The sequence below is a fragment of the Bacillus cereus group sp. MG1 genome (assembly GCF_040460035.1).
GTDB lineage: Bacteria > Bacillota > Bacilli > Bacillales > Bacillaceae_G > Bacillus_A > Bacillus_A cereus.
The window spans coordinates 4,724,452-4,747,040 of sequence record NZ_JARVGY010000001.1 but is presented as its reverse complement, the minus strand read 5'-3'; the positions used below and the strand labels follow the sequence as shown (position 1 = coordinate 4,747,040).

Genomic DNA, 22,589 nt, shown 5'->3' with positions numbered 1-22,589 from the left:
GCCTTTGTTTTTAAATTATGCTGGTTGATCATTAAAATATTTACGCTTAAACCAAAAAGCGACGTTTACAAGTGCAATCATTACAGGTACTTCAACTAATGGTCCGATAACTGCTGCAAATGCTGCGCCTGAATGAATACCAAACACCCCAACTGCTACAGCAATTGCTAACTCAAAGTTATTACTACCTGCTGTAAATGCTAACGTTGTCGTCACCGGATAGTTTGCACCAATTTTTCTTCCCATAAAGAAAGATACAAAAAACATTACAATAAAATAGATTAATAACGGAATCGCTATTCTTACCACATCTAGTGGCACGCTAACAATCATCTCTCCTTTTAAAGAAAACATAATGACGATCGTAAATAGCAATGCAAGTAATGTAAGTGGACTAATTTTAGGTATAAACACCTTTTCATACCACTGTCTTCCTTTTAACTTAACTAGTACAAAGCGTGTCAACATACCTGCTATAAAAGGAATTCCCAAATAGATAAATACTGATTTTGCTACTTCTATCATTGTAATATCGACAATAGCCCCTTCAATCCCTAACCATTCTGGAATTACAGTTACAAATACGTATGCATAAACTGAGAAAAAAAGCATTTGGAATACCGAATTAAAAGCAACTAAACCTGCCGCATACTCTTTATCCCCATCAGCAAGATCGTTCCAAACAATAACCATTGCAATACAACGTGCTAATCCAATCATAATGAGACCAACCATGTATTCTGGTTTATCAGGAAGAAAAATAATTGCTAACACAAACATAAGTACCGGACCGATAATCCAGTTTTGTACTAAAGATAGAACTAACACTTTTACATCTTTAAATACTCGGCCCATTTCCTCATAGCGAACTTTCGCTAATGGTGGATACATCATTACAATTAAACCAACAGCAAGTGGAATAGACGTCGTTCCAACTTGTAATGTATGTAGTCCGTCTACTACACTAGGAAACACAAACCCTAAACCAATCCCAACAGCCATCGCTAGAAAGATCCATAGTGTTAAATAGCGGTCTAGAAAAGATAAACGTTTCATTTTATTTTCCAGCTCCTATTAACAACAAGAATTTTTTTCTACTACTTTAGAAGTCGTACAACAAGATGGATCTTCTATTTTGTGAACATCACTATCTGCTTTTGTATAAAAGAACTCCCACTCATTACCATCGGGATCCGTTACCCAAAACTTATCTTGTACTGCATAGCAACAAGTCGTATCCATCTCATCACGCGCAAAGAAACCTTCTTTTTCTAATCGTTCTTTATGTAATGTAATTTCTTCAGCTGTATCCACTTGAAAACCAAAGTGATTTACTTGATTTCCATTCACTTCATCTCGTACGTTTAGCGTGAAATTAAGTCCTGGCGTCTCTAATAAAAATTTTGCATAATCTACTTTCACCTTAACTGGTGACACACCAAATACCTTTTCGTAAAATTCAATAGACTTCTCTAAATTCGTAACGTTTATACCAACGTGAACATATATCATAGCTTATTCCTCCTCTTTATATGTTATTAATCAATTTTTTTTGATTAATAGTGCAAAATTTTAACAACAGCTACCCTTTCCTGTTTTTCTAAAGATACAACATAATTCTTCTGATAATAAATTATTTACTTCCGCATCATTTAGATCATAATAACTCCACGTGCCTTTTGTTTCTTTTACAATTAAACCTGCATCTAATAAAATCTTTAAATGATATGACAACTTAGATTGCGTCATTTCAAAAATCTCTGTTAAATCACATACGCAAGTCTGGCCTCGCTGGCAAAGTTCATACATAATCTCTAAACGCTTCTGATCAGCCAACGCTTTAAACTTTTTCTCATATAACTTAAAATCTTGTGTCACTGTAGTTCACTTCCCTTCATCAACTTTTTTTGATGCTTATAGTATATACGCTATTGAGTTTATTATACAACTTATTAATCAATTTTTTGTGATTTAGAAAAACTTCCTCCCATTATATCTTTGCTACAACTAAAAAGGACCCCAGCCTTTTCAAAAATGAAAAACTACGGCTTTTTTTACAACTTAATAGTTACAATATTTCCGAGAAATGGAGTCTCTATAACTATTTTAAATTTTAATTTGATCATTATAGAGTAGTGCCCCATCACCATCAATCTAAGAAAAACAAATACCCCAAAATGAGAAAAATTGATATAACTCTTGTTTTTGGTGCATATTCATAAAAAGCACGTTACTATTCTCTTATGTTAATGAGAATAGTAACATGCTTTTAATTACAAAAATAGTTTTAATCCTTAAGTTGATGGTTGTGGGGCGGTACCCTATGCCCATCAACTTAAGAAAAAGAAATGCCCCCAAAACGAAAAAATGAGCGGCTTCTCAGAATAGCTATCTGTAGAGAAAGAAAAATTTAATTTAGGGGGATATGAAAGTATTAGCTTGATGGTAATGTGGCAGTACCTCATATAAAGAAATTTTAAACATCTTAATCTGCCTTTCCTTTATGTAAATATGGGAATAACGAAATTACCCCAAGGATAGCTAAACAAGCTCCAATCCATAGCGGAGATACAAAACCATATCCTTTACTGATCCCAAGACCACCTAGTGACGAACCAATAACAATACCTAGCGTAATAAAAGAACTATGAACGGTATTTATCATTATTCCATTACTAGCTGTCTTCATCACCCTCGCAACCATAGCTGGATTCAATGCTACACCAGTTAAACCAATAAAAATCGTAGAAATAACTGCAATGTATTTATTCTCTGCACTTAAAGCAAATAAAGACAACGCTATGATTAATATAATTAATCCACCCATAAGTATTTTCATTGTAAATTTATCAGCGAACTTGCCAATTATTATATTCCCAATTACTGTCGCGCTACCATAGAGAGCAAGTAAATATGGAATACTTGCTCTTGAAAACCCTGTAACATTTGTAAAGATAGGAGTGAAATAACTAAATGCGGCAAACGTACCACCAATAATGAACATACTTGTTACGTACGCTGCCCAAAGATGAATATTCTTAAATCGCAGAAGTTCATCTTTCCAATTTAATTGCTCTTTATTTGAAGAGGATGGTAACAACCGTTGAATCATAATTGCTGATACTAGCACAAGAACAGAAACAGCCCCAAAACTAATACGCCAGCCAAAATATTGCGAAATAACGGTTGTTATAGGTAAACCTAATACAGTTGCGAACATTAAACCTGCAAGTACAATTGATGCAGCTTTTCCCCTTGAATCAGAGTGAACCAATGTCGCAGAAAAGGAAATCGCAACTCCAAAAGCTGAAGCTGAAGCAATACCAGTTATAATACGTGAAATCATCATAATATCATAGTTCCAAGCAATAGCTCCGAGCGATTGACCAATTAAAAATATGAACATTAAAAACAATAATGCTTGTTTGCTGCGCATTCGTAAGAGGATTGCAGTTAAAATGGGGCCTCCTATTACCATTGCTCCTGCATAAGCTGAAATTAAATACCCAATGGATGATACAGAAACCTGGAATGCAAGAGCAAGTTCATTCATCATACCTGCAACCATAAATTCTGATGTAGTCATACAAAAGATTGCTAAAGCTAATAAATAAATAATCGATGGCATAAAAACACTCCTTATCCATTACTGTAATGATCGGTACAAAAATAGTGCGAAAAAAGGGCGCACTAAGCGCCACAAATAGACTCTACTGTTCCTTTGATAACTTGTTCAGACAACATCCGATTTTGCATCGATACATTAAGAACACGGAATCCGTAATAACTGCTTAAAAGCAGACTAGCTAATTCTTCAGCTGATTGCTTCTTTGAAATTTCACCTGTTTGCAATCCTTCCTCCATCACTGTTTCAATAGCTTGTTTAAGAAGTTCAACATGCTTCGAGAAAATTTCTTGTACCATTAAATCGTTTTTAGCACGTTCTATACTGGCATTAATCAATAAACATCCTTTTTGATCCATATTCTCAAAGTCTTCTTTCAATGCCCATTCAAAAAAATTACTTAATCGTTCTTTAACTGGAATTGGAGTATGTAACAATTTCTTTTGTTCCCTAATCCCAATTTCATGGTAGCGTTCTAATACTTGTTTATACAGTTCATGTTTACTACCGAAAGTATTGTATAAACTTCCTTTTCCAAGTCCTGTATCACTGCATAAATCTTGTGTAGAACATCCTTCATATCCTCTTAACCAAAATGTTTTCATTGCAACATCTACAATTGAGGAATAATCAAACTCTCGAGGTCTGCCGCGTTTATTCAATCGTATCCTCCTCTCATTTTAAAGATAATATGAATAGAATACCCTTTTTGTACCATGCGGTCAATAATTTTATTTTAATGTTACTGTAAAATAAAATTGGATTATTTTAGATTATGAATAATTAAAAATAGCCCCCTTATTCAAATTGCCTAGCGAAAAAATCACGTTTTAATAGATTTCTTTATCATCTCTACCTTTCTATAGATTACTAGTTATGAAACGAGGATCGTTTCATAACTAGTAATTTACTTAATTAGCTTGCTGGTTATGGAGTAGTGCCCCTATAAACAAAACCCTCCAGAGACATCTATAATCTGCCCTGTTACCCAGCGGCTATCAGAAGAAGCAAGGAATGCTACTACATCTGCAATATCTTCAACTTGCCCTATTCGTCCGAACACAGATGAATCCGTAGCAAAATTCCGTATTTCTGAATCATCTAGCAATTTCGCATTGATATCTGTCTTCGTATATCCAGGCATAATTGTATTCACTGTTATACCTCGTTCTCCAAGATGTTTAGCTAGAGGAAGTGTCATCGTATTTAGTGCACCTTTACTTAAACCGTATGCAATGGACCCTGTAAAACCAAGTCTTACTTCCGCTGATGAAATGTTAATAACGCGCCCTTCTACTCGTAGTAACGGTAATGTTTGCTGAATTAAAAAGAATGGCGCCTTAATATTTACGGCCATAATTTCATCAAAAACTTCTTCTGTCGTATTTTCAATCGTCCCTTGTGTACCTATCCCTGCATTGTTTACTAAAATATCAATCTCTGATGTACCAACTCTTATTTGTAATTCATTCTTCAATTGTTCTACTATTTTTTTGACACCATCCATTAAATTGAGATCAGCTTCAATTAAGAATGCCTTTCCTCCATTAGATTCAATCTCACTAATTGTTTCATCTGCAACTATTTTATTTCGGCCGTAGTGAATCGCAACTAATGCACCGTCGTTTGCCAATCTCATCGCAATCGCACGACCAATGCCGCGACTTGCCCCTGTTACTAATGCTACTTTCCCATCAAGATTCTTCATTTTTTCCATCCTTCCTAAATTCCCTTTTGATAAACCCTATACTTATATTTTCATGCAAATACTAATCATTTTAAATATAGATTTATAGGTAATTTAGTTCGTTCACTTATGATATTATAGTTATAATTTACAATTCACTTTAGAAAACATAACAAGGAGGCTACACAATGCAAAACGCTGTAAAATTGGATGAAATCGATCATAAAATTATGAACCTGTTATATGAAAATGCGAGAATTTCTGTTTCAGAAATAGGACGAATTATATCCATGACGCAACCTGCTGTAAAAGAACGTATTAACAAGCTTGAAGATCAAGGAGTTATAGCGGCTTATCGAACGAAATTTGAGCCTGCAAAAATTAATAAAAACATTCAAGCATTCATCATGTTTAAAACGAGCCAATGCTCTGATTTTATTCAATTTTGTAATGCCGCTCCTGAAGTAACAGATTTATACCGAATTAGCGGGGAATTTAATTATATGATGAAGGTCATGAGCGATTCGATGGATTCTCTCGCTACATTTTTAGACTCTTTAATGCAATTTGGATTATCGTCTCCTTTAATTGTTTTAAAGAGTGAGTTTGAGGAGAAATTGTCGTTCTAATAAAGGGATACGTATTATCCCCGGCTAACAGTAAAAGTTTTTCCTTTATGAGAAAAGCCAATGAAATCAATGATTAGTAAACAAAAAAAGAACATTGATATTTCAATGTTCTTTTTTATATCTCTACTTATGAATTAGATCTCTATTCGAAAAAAGCACCTTAATCCCCTTACCCCTGATTCCTCTGCGCCTCTCTAAACTCCTCCTTCACCTTCTCTAACAACCCTTCTTCCGTAATTAATCGATACGCCGTATTTGCTAATGCTTTTGCCGATGTAATTAATGCTTTATCTCCAAGTTCTGAACGTGCTGCTTCTCTAAATTCATTCGTATGTGCAATTAAATCATCTGGTCCGATTTTAATGTACGGATGAATTGTCGGTACGACTTGACTTACGTTTCCTGCGTCGGTTGAACCAATCCCTACTCTTTCTTTACGATTTACATCTTCACCTAATAGTTCTAGTTCTTCCGCTACGATATCGTTATATGTTTTTGTTACGAGTAATTCATCGATTTCATTTTGAAATTGATGGATTTTTACTTTTGCACCTGTTGCTAATGCTGCTCCCTGTGCGATATTTTTTACTTTTTCTGTTACTTCTGCACATCTTTTTCGCGTTGCTGCACGGATGAAGAATCTTGTTGCGGCATAGTCAGGAATAATATTAGGTGCTTTTCCGCCCTCAGTAATAATGCCATGAATTTTCACATCTGACGGAAGTTGTTGGCGAAGTGCGTTAATACCGTTATAGAGCTGAATAACCGCATCTAATGCGTTAATCCCTTCTTCTGGCGAAGCTGCAGCGTGAGCTGTTTTTCCGTAAAAATGAAAATCAAGTGGATCGACTGCTAGTGAAGGACTCGTTGTCGCTGTCTTTCCGCTCGGATGAATCATAAGCGCCGCATCAATGTCTTTAAATAAACCTGCCTTTACATAACTTGATTTCGCGCTACCATTTGGCCCGCCTTCTTCTGCTGGCGTACCAAACACGACAACTTCCCCGCCAATTTCTTCAAGCGTTTCTGATAATGCGATTGCTGCTGCAACGCTAATTGTGCCAATTAAATTGTGACCACACGCATGACCTAGTCCTGGTAAAGCGTCGTACTCCGCTAGAAATGCGATTGCAGGTCCTTGTTTTCCAGAGCTTTTTCGCGCGATAAATCCCGTTTCATGTCCAGCTATATTGTGCTGCAACTGAAATCCTGCACTGCCTAGCAATAAACTTAACGTTCTAGATGCATAAAACTCTTGGTTACCAATTTCCGGATTCGCATGAATATCATGACTTGTTTCTATGTACTTTTCCTTATTTCTTTCGATACTCTCTTCAATTGTTTTTCTTTGTGACGCTACTCCTGTCGCTCCCATTGTTCTTCCTCCTTTTATTTTCACATAAAAAAGCCTCTTTCTAAAAGTGAAGTGCACCCCAATTGTTAGACACAGTCTAACAATTGGAGGTGCATTTTTTATGGCTAAATTTTCTTCAAAAGAAAAAATCCAAGCGGTGAAACGATATTTAGATGGTACAGAAAGTGGAAAAACAATTGCTAAATCTATAGGAGTTAACCCTAGCGTACTTCGTGAGTGGATTAGACGATATGAGTCTTCAGGTGAAAAGGCCTTTGAAAAGTGCTATACATTCTACCCAGCCCAGTATAAACTAGATGTACTTTATTATATGAATGAACACGGGACATCTATCAGAGAAACAGCGGCACTTTTCAATATACCGTCTTATGAAACACTTCGGAAATGGAAAATAGCTTATGAAACAGGAGGATTGGATGCCCTACAATCAAAGAAAAAGGGGCGTCCAACCATGAAAGATAAAAAAATAAAGCCAGTAGATGAAGGATCAATCGAAGCCTTACAAGCGGAAAATGAGCGTTTACGTATGGAAAATGCATATTTAAAAAAGTTGAATGCCTTAGTTCAAAACAAAGAAAAATCACCAAACAAGACAAAGCGCAAGTAATCTACGAGTTAAGGCATGAATTTCCTATCAAGGAGTTACTTCAACTCGCAAACATTCCACGTAGTACGTACTATTACTGGATGAAACGTTTTAATCGTCCTGATCCAAATGCGGAGGTAAAAGAACTGATTCAAGCTATTTATAATGAACACGATGGGTGTTATGGTTATCGTCGTATTCGTGATGAACTTATGAATCGTGGACACAAAGTAAATCATAAAAAAGTGTATCGCCTTATGAAAGAATTAGGGTTAAAATGTCTGGTTCGTATGAAAAAATACCGCTCTTACAAAGGGACAGTTGGGAAAATTGCGCCAAATATTTTAAATCGCAACTTCCAAGCTGAAAAACCAAATGAAAAGTGGGTTACAGATATTACGGAGTTTAAGTTATTTGGGGAGAAGTTATACCTATCACCAATGTTGGATTTATTTAATGGTGAAATTATCACGTATACAATTGGTTCAAGACCGACCTATTCCCTTGTTTCAACGATGTTGGACCAAGCCCTTTATTGTGTAACCAATCCGGATAAACTCCTCATTCACTCTGATCAAGGTTGGCACTATCAAATGAAACAATACCGTCATTCTCTTAAGAATTGTGGCATAACTCAAAGTATGTCTCGCAAAGGAAACTGTTATGACAATGCCGTTATTGAAAATTTCTTCGGTATCATGAAATCGGAATTTCTGTATCGAAAAGAATTTGAAAGTATAACACATTTCAAACAAGAATTAGCAAAGTATATAGAATACTATAATCATAAAAGAATTAAGGCAAAATTAAAGGGTATGAGCCCAGTACAATACCGGGCTCATACCCTAGAGGCTGCCTAATGAAACGACCTGTCTAACTTTCGGGGGTCACTTCAAAGATAGAAAGAGGCTTCTGTATATACAGTCAAAATGAGCTTCTTTCTTATCTTTCAAGTTACCTTGCTGGAATTGGCACAGTATTCCTAACGAATCCGCTGCCGAGGTATCATAGGGCCAGTCCCTCCACCTCTCGTGATAAGAATTTTCATAAAATTATATTAAATTATTTTTTATTCTAAGTTCATTCCAAGTAAAAGTCAAGGAATTCCTATCCGAATTTACCGAATATCTAAAAATCCTTTTAATACACCAATTGTCTCAGGTGCTTGCAGTCTTGCACATACGTACGGAAATTCCGTACTACCTTCAAACATCATTTGAGATGTAAGCGGTGCGCCTGCCCAGAAGATTTCATCATCAATTACGATAAACGGGAATGCTTTATTTTGTCTTTGTAACTTTACATTTTTCAGTGGAACTGGTCCATCACTATAAACTGTTATTTGCGCATTTGTACGCATTAACGCTTGCCATACTCGCTTATCCACTTGTTTTGTACTTGGAAGTGAAATAATAATTTTTCGTTTTGAGGCTAAAATATCTTTTAATACCCCTTTCGTTTCCTCAAGATTCATTTCCATAAACCAGCGTAAACGTTTCGAAATTTTCCGTTCCCACAATTGTCTTGATGTCGTACGATCATACACATCTCCGTGACGTTCTATATGAGCTGTTAATTGTGATAACGCTTGTTTTCTCGAAAGGTTTTTACACATATAATGGCAATCAGATAATTGAATGAACTTCCCTCTCGCCCTTGTCACTGCTACATTGACGAGGCGATGGTTTTTGTGATCAAAGAATAATATGCCAGGTCGTTCTTGCGGATAACTGTCAACCGTATCAAAGATCATCATATCTCTTTCAGAACCTTGGAACTTATGAACTGTCGCCGCTAAAACTGGTATGTTTTGATATTTCGTTCTCTGCAACATTTCTCTAATACACGTTGATAAAAAGCGTGACTGCGCCCTGTAAGGTGTCACAATACCAATTGATTGCACACCATCTAACAATCCGATTAACATCATTTGCATTGCTACTAAACCAGACATAATGTTAAAACGTGAACCAGAAGCAGCATCTTTTAACGAAAAAGCTCCCATTTGGCTCGTATCAAATAAAACACTCGCTTCATTTGCGAACGGCTGCAATTGCGCAAGTTCTTTACGCTCTGAAACAGACGGATGATCGTGTACTCTATTTTTATAAATAAACGAATTCGTAAACTTCGATATATCCGCATGCATACGTCTTTGTTCCTGCAACATAAATAGGTTTGGGTGTGCTTCTGATTTATTAACAGACTCAACAATCCCAGCATGGTAAAACATATCTTCCCCAAGCCATTTACGAACGAGTTCATGATTTGCCATCGCAATTGGAGGTAACTGTAAAAAGTCACCGCAAACGACGATACGTTTTCCAAGTGAAGCAGCTAATGCAATTTGCGGAACATATGCCATACTTACTTCATCTACAACAACTAAATCAAATGTACGCTCATAAATAAGTGAATCAATGGCACATTTTGATAAAGTTGCGCCGATTACTTTTGCATTTTCAATATATTCTTTTTCTACTTCTTTAATTTTAGCCTTTTGCTTTCGAAGATCACTTTCAATCTCTTGTATACGCTTCTTATCAGCAGATGTTGCTTTATACGATAAGATTTTTTCACGAAGATCTTGTCGTGTCTCTTCTAAATAGAGTCTTTCCTCCCCCCAAGATCCGTTCGTCGTTTCAACTAACTTCGACGCAAGTAACGTTTCATGATTTCGTATATGTTCATGTTGACTATAACCGTAACGAACAATTTCACCAGGCGTCCATTTCTTTTTCTTCTCAATTTGCTTCGTTACTTCACTCATTAATACGTCTACTGCCGCATTACTATGAGCCAACACAAGTACCGATTTTCCTTTTTGATAATGAGCCGAAATAATACGTGATAAATTGTAAGACTTCCCTGTTCCCGGCGGTCCCCATACGTACGTTGTCGGATTATAAAACGAACGATATGCCAGTTCATTTTTTGGATTTTTCATCTTCTCAATATGTTTCGGACTGCTCGTCCCATCAACAAGACGCTTTATACGATTACGTTTCAGCTTATCTTTACGTGCTTCTTTCAATCGCTCTTGTAGTTGCTCTAACAATTGCCACGGTTCACTATATAAAACCGCTTCTCTTATTTCACCTTGTATATAATCATTTAATTTCAGCTCTATTTCTAATCCATGTATAGATAATACTTCCCCTGTCGCTTCCTCACCATCGAACTCAATTCGAATGGGTGAACCTTCAGGTAAGCTTACTTCCGAAATAAGCTGAAATACGTATACTGTACTTTCATAATCTGTATATAAAAAACGACCGTTCATGATAGAAATTTTACTACCACCTATCGTTTTCCAATGTTTAATTTCATACGCTAATGCATAATGCCACTCTTTCATCGTTTCCGATAATGAAGGAGTTTGAGTAGTTGTATTCATCGTATAATCTCCTTCCTTCTCCCCAAACATACTTTCTCACTATACCATATAACACGCTAAAATTTGTAAGGTTTTTATCTTGCTTATTTTCTTAATTTTCAATAATATATTGTATATAATTTTCAGAAAGAAGGAATCTACATGCCAGTTAGAAGAATTGAACACGTTGGACTTATGGTTGCAAACTTAGAAACATCTATTTCATTTTATGAAGAAGTAGTCGGCTTACAGCTCATGAAACGTATGGGTCATCCGAATCCAGACTTAAAACTCGCTTTTTTAGGTGTAGAAGAATCAAAAGAAACGATACTAGAACTCATTGAAGGCTACAACTCTTCTCTTCCGGCAGAAGGAAAAGTACATCACATTTGCTTTAAAGTGGATTCATTAGAGGATGAGATCGAAAGACTAAAGAAACAAAAAGTAACCTTTTTACTAGGAGAAGAAATTGAAACATTACCAGATGGAACACGTTACATATTCTTCGCTGGCCCTGATGGAGAGTGGATTGAGTTTTTTGAGACGGAGAGATAAAGTAAGACTTTATTTTGCGGGATAGAAAAGGAGCCGGAATTCCGGCCCTTGTTTTTAACGAAACATATTTTATTATAGGAATAAAAATCTTTCTAATAGCTCTAACTTGCACAATGCTTCCCGTTAATATAATACGCTGATTCTGTGAAAACTGTAAATACAACCTCTACTTCTGGAAGTCCAAAATCCATTACATATGTAGTAATGGCCTTGGCAAATCGATCACGAATTTCCTGTCCACGCTCGAACCATTTCACTTCAATAAGAGGAAACGCTTCTATTTCTTCTCCATTGAATACAAACGTAGAACTTGGTAATTCCAAGGTGAAATTATCCGTACCACACTCACAGATATCTGCGAGTTCTTCTACTAATGGCTTGCTTATGCTTTTTAATTGTTCAGTAGTAATTCCACGAAACACAACATGCGGCATGTTATTCCCTCCGTTACATAGCTTTATATTTCCTCATATCATAACACAATTTATTTTGCTGCACTAACATCTATTCGTACATTTCAATGACATTCTTAAGAATGATCATATGTTATTGAAGCTAATATAATCAGGAGTTAAGGAAAAGCAGACTGATAGAATTAAAGGTGAAGAGGTAATACTTGACCTCAATTCTAATCGTCATATAATCAATGCCATGCACAAAATGACTCATCAAAAAGTATTATCTCATGAAAAGCAAGGATTTATTAAAATGACTCCAGAAAACATCGAAGCAATACGTTGAGTAATTGATGAAAATAATAGTGGAACCTTACAACATAAAGAATAGTACCTCAAGATTTTGATTGGTTGGTATGAAGGCGATTTCTCCCTTATCGTTTTATGATATGCTAATAACATTTGATAAAATATGGTATCTATAGACAGTCAAACATCTTTAAAGATACCTCGTCCAGTTCTTGCTGTTGCAAGATAAACAGCATATAATCAGTTAACCACCCACATTAGTAACGAACACATAAAGAAAAGGCATTCCAAATATGAAACGCCTTCTTTCGTTTTATAAAACCATCCAACACGCTGAACTTTTCAATTTAATATAATCACTCGTTTAACTAAAGAAATTGATTACGTGCATAACGCTCTTCTCACTTTTCTTGCAAAATTTAGTGGGTCATCAACGTCTTCGATATTAACGTAAATTAAATTTGGATCATCACATAACCACTCATTGTGTATAGACGAAACGATTATTCCTTGTTTAATAATTGTCGCCACAAATTCAGTGACTTCTTTTTGTAAGAGTGCTACTCGGCCTAGGCATAATGCCCGTCCAGTTTTATTGTCTCGTGATTCGAATGAAAAGGAAGTTGTTACTCTAAAACGTTTTCCCAAGATTGTTGCTCGTATTTCATCTCGGTTTATTGTTGCCACGCATTTCCCACCAGCGAATCCTTCTTGACCGCCAATGATTCTTGCAAACTGTTGACAAATTGATTCCTCATTAACCGCCATACCTTTAATCATTCCTCCTTTTACTATTAGATTATGAATTCATACATAGGTCTGAAACGGCAATGAATCTAATCTATTATAAAAAAATGATGGCGATCTACCGAAAGCTATTAACTCAATTATTCTTGATCGTATGAATTGTTATCAGAGTTTAAATGGTGCAGAATTTTTATTTTATGCTTAATGGACATCGGAGACTGAAAGCAAAACTCAGCTATTATAATGGTAAGACATTTTTAAAGAGCATAAAAAAGACACCCTAAGGTGCCATCCTCCGACTTGAGAATTATATCTATGTATGGAGAAATTTAGAAAAGACAAATACAAAAGAGAAGATTCTAACTATAATTTATAGAACTCTTATGCCATGACTTACTTACATATTTCCTTATTTACCAGAAGAAGAATCTCAGTTACATTATTTTCTGAACAGTCTCGTTAAAGCCATACCAAGAAATCCAGCGCCCATTCCTATTAGCCATCCAGTTTGGGCATTACCTAACATAGATCCCACTCCTCCACCAAGAAACATACAGCCAACGAATACTAATCCTCCAATTCCCCAATTCGGCCGTTCCATAATTCAATCACATCCTTTCAATAAAATATATGCGATTAGCTAACTCAACTTTCTTCCTTAAGATAGTTCATTACTTTGCTTAGGTTTAGCACTTCAGGGAATTCATAAGATGCGAAGCTTGAGTCATTTATACAGATTGTAGAAATACGGGTATCAATCGTTATTAAAAATAACTGACGCATTTTAAACATCATCGATTTTATCATTTTGGACAACCTATTCTGTTAAATTGATATACATGCGAAAAAACTATCAAAATAAAACCCCAGAAATCCAAAGGTCTCTGGGGCTCCATTATATATTTAGCTCTTTTTGCTTTTTGTTTTGTTTATGTCTATACAGCAATTTTCGGCTTATTAGAGAAATCACTAATAAGGTCAGAATTAATAAGATAAGTTGCATAAATGATAAATCAAAATATTTAGCACCTGTAACGATTAAAAGTGTAGAAATCGTGCCTTTTACAACGAAAAAAATAATAACCCATAATCCGCCTTTTTTCCAGTTCATTTTATATTACCCTTTCCTACGTTTAAATTCTTAAAATATTTAATGATAGTTCTTAAATGTGACAACTTAATAGAAATCTATTATATTAACAAAAAATTCATGTCTAATTAAATGCAATGATTCTATATTAAGTGAAAATGATATTCATTGTCAATTTTATTGACTATTTGAATACTTATTATTTCTTTCTACTTTGTTTCTTATAAGCAATACGCTCTTGTATTCAAACAAAAACACCTCCATTGCATTTGCACACTTAGTATGCGAATGCAAGAGGTGTTTTTTCATATACCATCAGGTAAGATTTCCTGCTTTGTTTATTTCTTGATACGTAGCTATTTTTTAATACACAATAACTGGATCATACGTGTTCAAACTATCATATACAGTTTTTGCAACATTAGGAAGAAGATTCACACACCCACCTGATCCTCCTGTTAAATAAGCATTATTTCCCCAGTCTTTGCGCCAGCCGGCATCGTGGAATCCTTGACCACTATTTGTGAATGGGACCCAGTAATCTACTTTAACCGCATAATCAGCTTTTCCTACTGCGTTACCTCTTAGCGTATATGGTGTTCGTTTATATAGGACGTACCACACACCTGGTGATGTATCTTCACCAGTACTATGTTTACCAGTTACTACATTTGTTGTAACAACTAATTTTCCATCTTTGTAAATCCAAATTTGTTGCTCTGCAATTGAAACTTCTGCATACGTGTCTCCGATGCCATTATTCGATGTTGTTTTATAACCGATGCCTTCCTTCTCCCAACCATTCCCGTGAATATTAGAAGCAGAAAGCGATTTTTCGCCTTTCTCAAAGGCTTGTTGAACTTGTTTAGTTTCTTTTTCAACATCTAGTGCCCAGCCGTATCCTTCTCCTTTTACTGATATGACTGAACCGGAATGAGTTTTAAATGAGAAATCTTTATTTAATGTTGATTTGGCATTATTAATTTCAGTAATTTTCTTCTTAATGTCACTCGCATCAATTGTAACTTTCATATCCTTTGACATAGAGGCATTTTGAATTAAATCTTTCGCTTTTAAAGGATAAACTTCATCCTGCACTTTATACTCAACAGACTGCCCAAGAAGATTCTGTAGTGCTTTCTCCTCTTTTTTGACAATCGGATCGTCTTCTTTAATAGGTTTTATGTATGCAGACTTCAGATGAATTTCGCTTTTATATTTTTGCTTATCATAATCTTTCAGTAGACTAGTAACATCATACTGTTTTCCTTCAACACTTTTCGAAATAACAATTTTCCCTTGTTCTAGCTTCGCCATAGCATCTTGAGGCGCTTTTAATTTCTCATTCATAGAGATGAGCTTTTCTTCTACAAGTTTTTTCAACGTTTCACTACGATACTGATCTGCCTTCTCTGGTAGCAATGAATAATTTTCTACCTTTGAGGAAGGGAAAAATGTCCACTGGTTTTTTAATAGTTTCTTAACTTGAGGCAAATCTTTTTCCGTAAGTTCCGTTTTTGTATCTTTTTCATCTAAAATTTGTTGTTGATCAACATAGACTTTGTTTGCTAGTCCAGATGTCTTTAATTTCTGTATTGCCTGATCAGCGCTCAGACCACCAACTTTTGTGTCATTAATTGTAACATTCGAATTGAAGTGAGTTGCCTGATAATAACTCATTCCCCCAATAAGAAGTGCAATTACACCAATACCCGCTGCAATAAACTTCCAATTTGTATAACGTTTTTTTGATCTTACTCGTTTTTGATCAATTTCTTCAACTGATTCATTTGTTGTATTGTTGTTCATCAATCTTTCCCCCGTATGCATTAACGTCAAACGATTTTCAACTAAAATCATAAACTAGTGTACCTTATTTTTCCTAAAATTTCATTATTTCCGACCACATTTTATCGCAATTTAATGATTAAATTTAGATTTTTCAATAGTACGATGCATTGCACAGCCCTTTACAAGTTATAAAATGAAATTTCAATCAACCGTTATACCAAGGAAATTAACTACATCTTCTTTGGAAAACTTTTTCTCTTTACGCAAATACGAATTATATTATCCATTTTATGAACATCACCTCCTAATTTTGTCAAAAAAATAAACGATAGTCCTTCTATCTAAAATGTAGAAGGACTATCGTTTTTTCAGTTAGAGTATTTGTATAATCGTTTAACTTTTTATTTCCTGAAGGTCAAACTTGATGAAGATGATGAAATTTCATCTCATAGCCTTTAAATGAAAACATTATGTTTTTTATGGCAACCAAGTTTATTTTCTTAGCTTGATGTCCCCCACATATCCAGCAGCCTAAGATGAAGTAAGAGTCTGTTCAACTAGATTTTTTCTAATATTTTTAGGAGCATCTTATTTCGCCTCGTCATATTTCACTAATTGAATTTAAAACACATCCGTATGCTATTTAGTAAAATTCACGATTCGAGACGTAATTATTGCAGTAATCAAGATAATACTAGCGGTTATCAAGCCAGATTCTCCAATCCAAATCTCAGTTTGATACCCTGTACTTGCACGTGTGAAAGGTCCTTGAATAATGGCATTCCAAGTAGCATGGATGATAACCGAAGGCCAAATGCTGCCTGTGATAAGTCGTAAATAAGCTATAATATAACCGAATGGTACAATACAAAGATAGATACCAAGTACTGAAAGAACGACAGATGGTCCCGCTACATATAGACCAGCAATAACTATTGGAACATGCCACGTTGCCCAAATCAATCCACTAATAAGGATGGGCCGTGAAAACTCTGCATCGACTAGCCTTGTGAGCATATAACCTCGCCAACCCATTTCTTCTCCCAAAGCTGGGATTAAGCCAAGCAAACTTCCGAAAATGCCGCTCAATACTACTAGATAAATGAAGCTGAATGGTGCCGTTACATACTGAAGCCCAAGCATATTGTAGATCGGTTCTAAAATAAACATACCAACTTCGGGATACTGAAACCCCGCAATTCCGCTCAACCAGGCGATAGAATAAGTAATTCCACAAATAATCATAGGGATTAGCAGAGCAAAACCGATCCCCTTCCATATCTTTAAGTTACCGAGACTAAAAGATACATCTTTAAACCCTTCTTTCAGTATTATGCGAGTCAAAATAGAAGATAATGCTGGGGTAAACATATATACCACAATAAGTGGCATACTTTTCGTAATTATTACTACTACATTTAGGATAATTGAAGTAATGATTAAGATACTCAGAAAAAGTTGAAGTCCTATTTTAGCACGTTGGATTTTATCTTTATTGTGGAACGATTTTGCGTTTAATATCATTGTAATCCGCCCTTCCCCTATAATTCACTTGTTTATCGAATATACTTCTTGTCATTTCCACAGACACAACTTAGAATAAAAATATTTTTGTATACAAATTCATTCATCTTTAAAATCCCTCCCCCATTTATAATCTAGTCTTACTTACGACTCATCAATGTAATTATTATTTATAAGTTGTCATAGCCGATAGTACAAAAGTGTAATGATTAGCATATGATCTGTGTCAATTAACTTTATGACAATATGTAACTAGAAAATATGATATGGGATAGATAACAATTGAATTAAGGCAATTGATTCGTGCAAGTACAATGAATCAATCTTGCTTTTACAAATAATTCAATTGAGGTGGAAAAAATGAATAAGAAAAGAATAATTGCAATGGTTAGTACAGCTTTATTAGTCACAGGATGTGTAGAAGTAGGAAAGGCTCAAACAGTAGCAGTCGAAAATTCAAATCAATCAATACAAAAAAATATAGTTAAATCAATACAATCACAGGCTTATCCATTAAAAACGATAGAGCCGTCAAAATCATTTGAGGATTTAAAACCACTTAAGAAAATGATTGGGAGCGCACAATATGTAGGATTAGGAGAGAATACTCATGGAAGCTCTGAAATTTTCACTATGAAGTTTCGCCTTGTGAAATATTTGGTTACTGAGATGGGTTTTACAAACTTCACAATGGAAGAAGATTGGGGAAACGGCTTAAAACTAAATGAATATATCCAAACAGGAAAAGGAAACCCTAGAGAATTTTTAAACTTGTTATATCCTACTGATGAAATTATAGCCATGGTTGAGTGGATGAAAGATTATAATGCTGATCCATCCAATAAAAAAAAGATCCAATTTATTGGGCTCGACTTAAAGGAGTTGGACCAAGGTTGCTTTAATAAAGTAATTGATTATGTAAGGGTGCATCGACCAGATTTGCTGGCAGAAGTAGAAGAAAATTATAAAGAATTGCCGTCTTTTACTGGCAGTTTACAGGAATATATGAAACTTGCTCCTGAAATAAGAGAAAAGTTCAAGGCAAACGCTGAGAGAGTAGCCCAATTACTAAAAGATGAGAATGGGCAAGCCAACACAGAAATAGCTTCACCCGAGTACATCTGGGCGAAAGCAACGGCAAGTGCAATAGAGAAATTTACCACAATGCTACTTCCTAACGACTTTCCAAGTCTGTTAAAGCTACATGAGCAATACATGGCCGATCATGCAATGTGGGCACAAGAGAGATTGGGTGGTAAAACGATAGTGTGGACACACAATATTCATATGGCTAAAGGAATTATCGATGAGGAATCATACCCTTATGCCTCGGGGCAGTTTTTGAAGGAACGTTTAGACAATAATTATGTCACAATTGGCAGTACAACTACGGAGGGGAATGTCACCTTATACAACGACACCCAAGATAAGATTATAACGGATCTGATTCCACAAGATGTAAATAGTTTCAATTATACCCTCGGAAAAGTACCATATGAAATGTTTTTATTAGATAATCGTCACCTTAAAGGACCAGCAAAGAAATGGGTTAAAGCAAAAAGACCATTACTCAGTATAGGGGCACGACTCTTACCGAACAAATCTGTATACTTTGATAAATCATTGCTTGAGCAATTTGATATTATTTTTCATATTCGAAAAACAAGTCACTCTCATATTAAATAAAAATACAAAACAATCCCGTTCTTGCAGATGCAAAAACGGGATTGTTTTATGGAGATTAATATACGCATCTTTTTTAACCAGAAGTAGGTTGTTCTCCCCTTTTTAACATCATTTAGAAATGTCATATGACACTTTTACACTAGTGAGAATGACAAAAAAAGCAGTATGATTCGGTTATTATATAGATAGGAGCGATGAACTTTATGAAATCAAGATTCATACAGAATGGTTATTTTTTATTGCTAACTTTCGTTACAGGGTTGTTTTATTTTTGTTTTTATCTAATAGCTCTGCTATTCAGCTTCACCCTTTCATTTACGGTAATTGGGATTCCACTAATTATACGTGTACTACAGACTACTACACCTTTTATTCAATTCGAACGCATACAGACGAAAATTTATACAGATATTTCAACAGACTCTTATGACAGAAGTATAACAATAGATACATCGAACTGGACTCAGGTGAAATTAGTGCTTACTGATCGTCGCACTTGGTCTGCTGTCTTTTGGTTAATGCAGAAATTAGTGATTGGCATTTTCAGTCTCATTAGTACAATCATTTTTTATGTAATGCCACTTATGTTCCTGTTGGCACCACTACTGTATCGCTACATTGAAATGAATATTATATTCATACAGATAGATACTTTTGCCAAGTCACTCTTTGTAATGTTTATGGGTATAGTATTTACCGCCATAAGTATTAGAATAGTAGAACGTTTGACAAAGAAAATTGGTGGCTATACCCGTAGCATGATTCGGCAACTAAATCGATAGAAGTTTCCCTTTTGCGAGAAAATTGTAGTGTAAAATTAAAAAGTATAACAATGTATGAAGGATTAATTTATAATATAGGAAGTAAAATGGTAGGCTACTTAGGGGGGGAATAACTTGTTAGATATGGTTAAGTATTGGTTTTGGTACGATTGGATTATGTTAGGAGTCCGTATACTTGTTAGTGTCTCTATCGTCGTAATCACGTTAGATTTTCAGAATAGTTTGACACTACCACTTTGGATTATTATTTTTTGGGAGGTTGTTGCCTTCTCTATTCCATGGGTAGCCTTACTGTTCAATTACAAATATTACTTGTCCACAGAAATACTGCTATATGGTGGACTGTGTATATATTTAACCTCCTTATTTCCGGAAGCTAACAAGACATTTCTTATATCGGTGTTTCTAATTGCTGCGAATAGTAAGCATTTGTCCTATTATTGGACAGCTCCAACAACAGTTTTTATAACAACTGGAATTCTCTATGCGGTTGCACCAAGTAATAGCTATTGGATTATGGTTACCTACTATGGACTTGCTTATGTAATGGGATTCGCTTTCCATTTACTAATCGTCAATCATAAGCAAAATGAAGCGATTCGTAAACAAAACGCGGTACTTGAGCAATATATGTCTCAAATTGAACGCATTACATTGGCAGAAGAACGGAACAGACTGTCGAATGAGCTTCATGATACAGTTGGTCACGCTTATACTTCTATTATTATGGGGATGGAAACGTTGCGTACCGAACTTGCTACTGAAATGGGTATACAGAGGCTAGATTCTCTGCTTGAAATGGGACGTAAAAGCATCGAGGACGTGAGAGGTTACCTACATCAAATGGATTCTCCATGTCAATCGCCTTCCTTAATTCAATCTCTACAAAATCTTGGAGCCGAATTTCAGGAGCACGCTCAGGTAAATGTAAGTTTTAGGACATTCGGAGAGGAATATCAACTATCTCGGCAAGCGAAGATCACATTCATTCGTTGCTTACAGGAGTCCCTTACGAATGCAGTACGTCATGGTCAAGGGACTGAAATTATAGTTTCATTGCAGTTTGAACAACAATATACGAGGTTAGAAGTTCAAGATAATGGAAAAGGAAATGTAGAATGGCAGGAAGGCTTCGGTATGAATGCGATGAAAGAACGGGCAATGAACTTGCAAGGTCATTTGTCTGTATATACAAAGCCAGAAGAAGGAATGCTTGTTACATGCACCATACCGCGACAAACTGAAATAAAAAATGGACTTATTCGTTTGTTAATTGTAGACGATCAGCCATTTGTTCGAGAAAGTTTGAGGACACTACTCGATAGATATGAAGATTTAAATGTAGTCGGCTTGGCTGAGGATGGCAATCAAGCCATCGATTTGTGTGGGCGCCTTCAACCCCATGTTATACTTATGGATTTAGATATGCAGCACATGGATGGAATCGAAGCAACCAAAAAGATTAAGCAACAATGGCCACATATCCGCGTATTGATTTTTACAACGTTTCAAGATACCGAACAGGCAGTGGAATCACTTCGCAACGGTGCGGATGGTTTTTTACTTAAATCTATTGAAACGTTGGAGCTAGCCAATACGATCCGACTTATTCACAAAGGTGGGACACTAATTGATCAGGGAATGTCTCACAAAATATTTGAGAAGTTTGATGAGAAAAAAGAGACACCACAATCAAAAGCAACCGCTTATGAGCTAACAGCTAGGGAAATAGAAATATTACAGCTAGTAGCAAAAGGACTTCGTTACACTAACATAGCATCAAGGTTATATTTATCGAATGGTACGGTCAGAAATTATGCTTCCACAGCTTATACAAAGCTAGGAGTCAGTAACAAAGAAGAAGCTGTTCAAAAGGCTCTAGAAATTGGAATTATTGAATAAAAAAGTGTTTTTTGTTTCTTTACAGCAAGATGAAATGTAGTTACAAAATACATAGAGGATAAACTTATGAATTTAATTGGATATCATTTTTTATAGGTAAATTTCTTGAAAAATTTAACCCTGTTTAAAAAATTTAAATAGCGTTGCTACATATTGAATGTAGCAACGCTATTATTTTCTATATTAGAAATTAGACATCTTTATTATTGCTATAGGGAAGGCTGTTTCAGGTCTTTTCACATGAAGATTCCTCTAAGCCAAATGCCCCCTCCCTAATACACTTGTTGCCTCTGAAAATAACTATTTAAAAATATGGTTGCTAATTTCATTTCAATCTTCCTTGCACCCAAGTGGCAATATTATTTATAACATACTCTGGGATATTAGCAGGCTATAATATTCATTCGATTGACTTAATTCTCCATCTCCTTCTGTAAAGAAGTGATTTCACTTTCGATACAGTCGATAATTAATGTTATCTCTCTCTTAATTGTTCTTTCCAAAAAGGATTATCTATCATTCTTTATGAA

The 22,589-nt window shown here is 35.3% G+C and carries 20 protein-coding genes, 2 pseudogenes and 1 riboswitch; of the genes and pseudogenes, 7 read left to right on the top strand and 15 right to left on the bottom strand.

Annotated elements, in window-relative coordinates:
- Positions 1-15: 15 nt before the first annotated feature.
- The 6 genes from arsB to QCI79_RS24740 form a co-directional block, all read right to left on the bottom strand.
- Positions 16-1,056: an ACR3 family arsenite efflux transporter gene (arsB, locus tag QCI79_RS24765; protein WP_000826532.1), complete on the bottom strand. Its 1,041-nt coding sequence runs from the start codon at positions 1,054-1,056 to the stop codon at positions 16-18.
- Between the two features lie 18 nt (positions 1,057-1,074).
- Positions 1,075-1,512, bottom strand: coding sequence for an ArsI/CadI family heavy metal resistance metalloenzyme (locus QCI79_RS24760; RefSeq protein ID WP_000640876.1), 438 nt, complete (start codon positions 1,510-1,512; stop codon positions 1,075-1,077).
- A gap of 60 nt (positions 1,513-1,572) precedes the next feature.
- Complete coding sequence (gene arsR, locus QCI79_RS24755; RefSeq protein ID WP_002101104.1) at positions 1,573-1,878, bottom strand: arsenical resistance operon transcriptional regulator ArsR; 306 nt, start codon at positions 1,876-1,878, stop codon at positions 1,573-1,575.
- A 607-nt stretch (positions 1,879-2,485) separates the two neighbouring features.
- Complete coding sequence (locus QCI79_RS24750) at positions 2,486-3,628, bottom strand: MFS transporter (protein WP_001139232.1); 1,143 nt, start codon at positions 3,626-3,628, stop codon at positions 2,486-2,488.
- A gap of 62 nt (positions 3,629-3,690) precedes the next feature.
- The gene (locus tag QCI79_RS24745; RefSeq protein WP_001042191.1) at positions 3,691-4,287 is read right to left on the bottom strand and encodes a TetR/AcrR family transcriptional regulator; all 597 of its coding nucleotides are present in this window, start codon (positions 4,285-4,287) and stop codon (positions 3,691-3,693) included.
- A 281-nt stretch (positions 4,288-4,568) separates the two neighbouring features.
- Positions 4,569-5,333 (bottom strand): SDR family oxidoreductase, encoded by a 765-nt coding sequence (locus tag QCI79_RS24740; protein WP_002101105.1) that lies wholly within the window; start codon positions 5,331-5,333, stop codon positions 4,569-4,571.
- Between the two features lie 167 nt (positions 5,334-5,500).
- Here QCI79_RS24740 and QCI79_RS24735 point away from each other — a divergent pair, with 167 nt between their 5' ends.
- On the top strand, positions 5,501-5,941 hold the full coding sequence (locus QCI79_RS24735) for an Lrp/AsnC family transcriptional regulator (RefSeq protein WP_001178562.1): 441 nt from the start codon (positions 5,501-5,503) through the stop codon (positions 5,939-5,941).
- A 169-nt stretch (positions 5,942-6,110) separates the two neighbouring features.
- On the opposite strand, the gene QCI79_RS24730 is transcribed toward QCI79_RS24735, so the two are convergent.
- Positions 6,111-7,316, bottom strand: a complete 1,206-nt coding sequence (locus QCI79_RS24730; protein WP_000501341.1) for a M20 family metallopeptidase — start codon at positions 7,314-7,316, stop codon at positions 6,111-6,113.
- 100 nt (positions 7,317-7,416) lie between these two features.
- On the opposite strand from QCI79_RS24730, the gene QCI79_RS24725 reads away from it, so the two are divergent.
- Positions 7,417-8,762, top strand: a protein-coding gene (locus tag QCI79_RS24725) for an IS3-like element ISBth10 family transposase (RefSeq protein WP_087942842.1) whose coding sequence is annotated in 2 segments (ribosomal slippage) — positions 7,417-7,858 and positions 7,858-8,762 — 1,347 coding nt in all. Because the reading frame shifts where the segments join, the coding sequence is not laid out codon by codon here.
- A gap of 79 nt (positions 8,763-8,841) precedes the next feature.
- Positions 8,842-8,943: riboswitch (SAM riboswitch) on the bottom strand.
- 76 nt (positions 8,944-9,019) lie between these two features.
- On the opposite strand, the gene QCI79_RS24720 is transcribed toward QCI79_RS24725, so the two are convergent.
- A complete protein-coding gene (locus QCI79_RS24720; protein ID WP_002101106.1) occupies positions 9,020-11,329 on the bottom strand; it encodes an AAA domain-containing protein in 2,310 nt (769 codons plus the stop codon).
- A 111-nt stretch (positions 11,330-11,440) separates the two neighbouring features.
- On the opposite strand from QCI79_RS24720, the gene QCI79_RS24715 reads away from it, so the two are divergent.
- On the top strand, positions 11,441-11,833 hold the full coding sequence (locus QCI79_RS24715; protein WP_001145286.1) for a VOC family protein: 393 nt from the start codon (positions 11,441-11,443) through the stop codon (positions 11,831-11,833).
- Between the two features lie 101 nt (positions 11,834-11,934).
- Here QCI79_RS24715 and QCI79_RS24710 read toward each other — a convergent pair whose 3' ends face one another.
- Entirely contained in the window at positions 11,935-12,267 is a 333-nt protein-coding gene (locus QCI79_RS24710) for a DUF1904 family protein (RefSeq protein ID WP_001120970.1), read from the bottom strand.
- 130 nt (positions 12,268-12,397) lie between these two features.
- Here QCI79_RS24710 and QCI79_RS24705 point away from each other — a divergent pair.
- Positions 12,398-12,616: pseudogene (locus QCI79_RS24705) on the top strand (DUF6241 domain-containing protein); the annotation flags it as partial.
- A 302-nt stretch (positions 12,617-12,918) separates the two neighbouring features.
- On the opposite strand, the gene QCI79_RS24700 reads toward QCI79_RS24705, so the two are convergent.
- The 5 genes from QCI79_RS24700 to QCI79_RS24680 form a co-directional block, all read right to left on the bottom strand.
- A complete protein-coding gene (locus QCI79_RS24700; RefSeq protein ID WP_001986336.1) occupies positions 12,919-13,305 on the bottom strand; it encodes a DUF1259 domain-containing protein in 387 nt (128 codons plus the stop codon).
- A gap of 418 nt (positions 13,306-13,723) precedes the next feature.
- A complete protein-coding gene (locus QCI79_RS24695) occupies positions 13,724-13,885 on the bottom strand; it encodes a hypothetical protein (protein WP_000441008.1) in 162 nt (53 codons plus the stop codon).
- A gap of 294 nt (positions 13,886-14,179) precedes the next feature.
- Complete coding sequence (locus QCI79_RS24690) at positions 14,180-14,395, bottom strand: hypothetical protein (RefSeq protein ID WP_001104104.1); 216 nt, start codon at positions 14,393-14,395, stop codon at positions 14,180-14,182.
- Between the two features lie 342 nt (positions 14,396-14,737).
- Positions 14,738-16,183: a L,D-transpeptidase family protein gene (locus QCI79_RS24685; RefSeq protein ID WP_001064059.1), complete on the bottom strand. Its 1,446-nt coding sequence runs from the start codon at positions 16,181-16,183 to the stop codon at positions 14,738-14,740.
- A 621-nt stretch (positions 16,184-16,804) separates the two neighbouring features.
- Positions 16,805-17,689 (bottom strand): CPBP family intramembrane glutamic endopeptidase, encoded by an 885-nt coding sequence (locus QCI79_RS24680; protein WP_000602506.1) that lies wholly within the window; start codon positions 17,687-17,689, stop codon positions 16,805-16,807.
- A 360-nt stretch (positions 17,690-18,049) separates the two neighbouring features.
- On the opposite strand from QCI79_RS24680, the gene QCI79_RS24675 reads away from it, so the two are divergent.
- The 3 genes from QCI79_RS24675 to QCI79_RS24665 all read left to right on the top strand — a co-directional run bounded on the left by QCI79_RS24675 (position 18,050) and on the right by QCI79_RS24665 (position 22,059).
- Complete coding sequence (locus tag QCI79_RS24675; RefSeq protein ID WP_001036181.1) at positions 18,050-19,375, top strand: erythromycin esterase family protein; 1,326 nt, start codon at positions 18,050-18,052, stop codon at positions 19,373-19,375.
- A 203-nt stretch (positions 19,376-19,578) separates the two neighbouring features.
- Entirely contained in the window at positions 19,579-20,157 is a 579-nt protein-coding gene (locus tag QCI79_RS24670; RefSeq protein ID WP_002101109.1) for a sensor domain-containing protein, read from the top strand.
- Between the two features lie 114 nt (positions 20,158-20,271).
- Positions 20,272-22,059, top strand: a complete 1,788-nt coding sequence (locus tag QCI79_RS24665; protein WP_021727933.1) for a helix-turn-helix transcriptional regulator — start codon at positions 20,272-20,274, stop codon at positions 22,057-22,059.
- A 325-nt stretch (positions 22,060-22,384) separates the two neighbouring features.
- On the opposite strand, the pseudogene QCI79_RS24660 reads toward QCI79_RS24665, so the two are convergent.
- Positions 22,385-22,576, bottom strand: a pseudogene (locus QCI79_RS24660) (alpha/beta hydrolase); the annotation flags it as partial.
- Between the last annotated feature and the right edge of the window lie 13 nt (positions 22,577-22,589).

Bases quoted from the DNA above. Each gene is read 5' to 3' on its own strand.
- arsB (WP_000826532.1), bottom strand. From the start codon at position 1,056: ATGAAACGTTTATCTTTTCTAGACCGCTATTTAACACTATGGATCTTT.
- QCI79_RS24760 (WP_000640876.1), bottom strand. From the start codon at position 1,512: ATGATATATGTTCACGTTGGTATAAACGTTACGAATTTAGAGAAGTCT.
- QCI79_RS24750 (WP_001139232.1), bottom strand. From the start codon at position 3,628: ATGCCATCGATTATTTATTTATTAGCTTTAGCAATCTTTTGTATGACT.
- QCI79_RS24740 (WP_002101105.1), bottom strand. From the start codon at position 5,333: ATGAAGAATCTTGATGGGAAAGTAGCATTAGTAACAGGGGCAAGTCGC.
- QCI79_RS24735 (WP_001178562.1), top strand. From the start codon at position 5,501: ATGCAAAACGCTGTAAAATTGGATGAAATCGATCATAAAATTATGAAC.
- QCI79_RS24730 (WP_000501341.1), bottom strand. From the start codon at position 7,316: ATGGGAGCGACAGGAGTAGCGTCACAAAGAAAAACAATTGAAGAGAGT.
- QCI79_RS24720 (WP_002101106.1), bottom strand. From the start codon at position 11,329: ATGTTTGGGGAGAAGGAAGGAGATTATACGATGAATACAACTACTCAA.
- QCI79_RS24715 (WP_001145286.1), top strand. From the start codon at position 11,441: ATGCCAGTTAGAAGAATTGAACACGTTGGACTTATGGTTGCAAACTTA.
- QCI79_RS24710 (WP_001120970.1), bottom strand. From the start codon at position 12,267: ATGCCGCATGTTGTGTTTCGTGGAATTACTACTGAACAATTAAAAAGC.
- QCI79_RS24700 (WP_001986336.1), bottom strand. From the start codon at position 13,305: ATGGCGGTTAATGAGGAATCAATTTGTCAACAGTTTGCAAGAATCATT.
- QCI79_RS24695 (WP_000441008.1), bottom strand. From the start codon at position 13,885: ATGGAACGGCCGAATTGGGGAATTGGAGGATTAGTATTCGTTGGCTGT.
- QCI79_RS24690 (WP_001104104.1), bottom strand. From the start codon at position 14,395: ATGAACTGGAAAAAAGGCGGATTATGGGTTATTATTTTTTTCGTTGTA.
- QCI79_RS24685 (WP_001064059.1), bottom strand. From the start codon at position 16,183: ATGAACAACAATACAACAAATGAATCAGTTGAAGAAATTGATCAAAAA.
- QCI79_RS24680 (WP_000602506.1), bottom strand. From the start codon at position 17,689: ATGATATTAAACGCAAAATCGTTCCACAATAAAGATAAAATCCAACGT.
- QCI79_RS24675 (WP_001036181.1), top strand. From the start codon at position 18,050: ATGAATAAGAAAAGAATAATTGCAATGGTTAGTACAGCTTTATTAGTC.
- QCI79_RS24670 (WP_002101109.1), top strand. From the start codon at position 19,579: ATGAAATCAAGATTCATACAGAATGGTTATTTTTTATTGCTAACTTTC.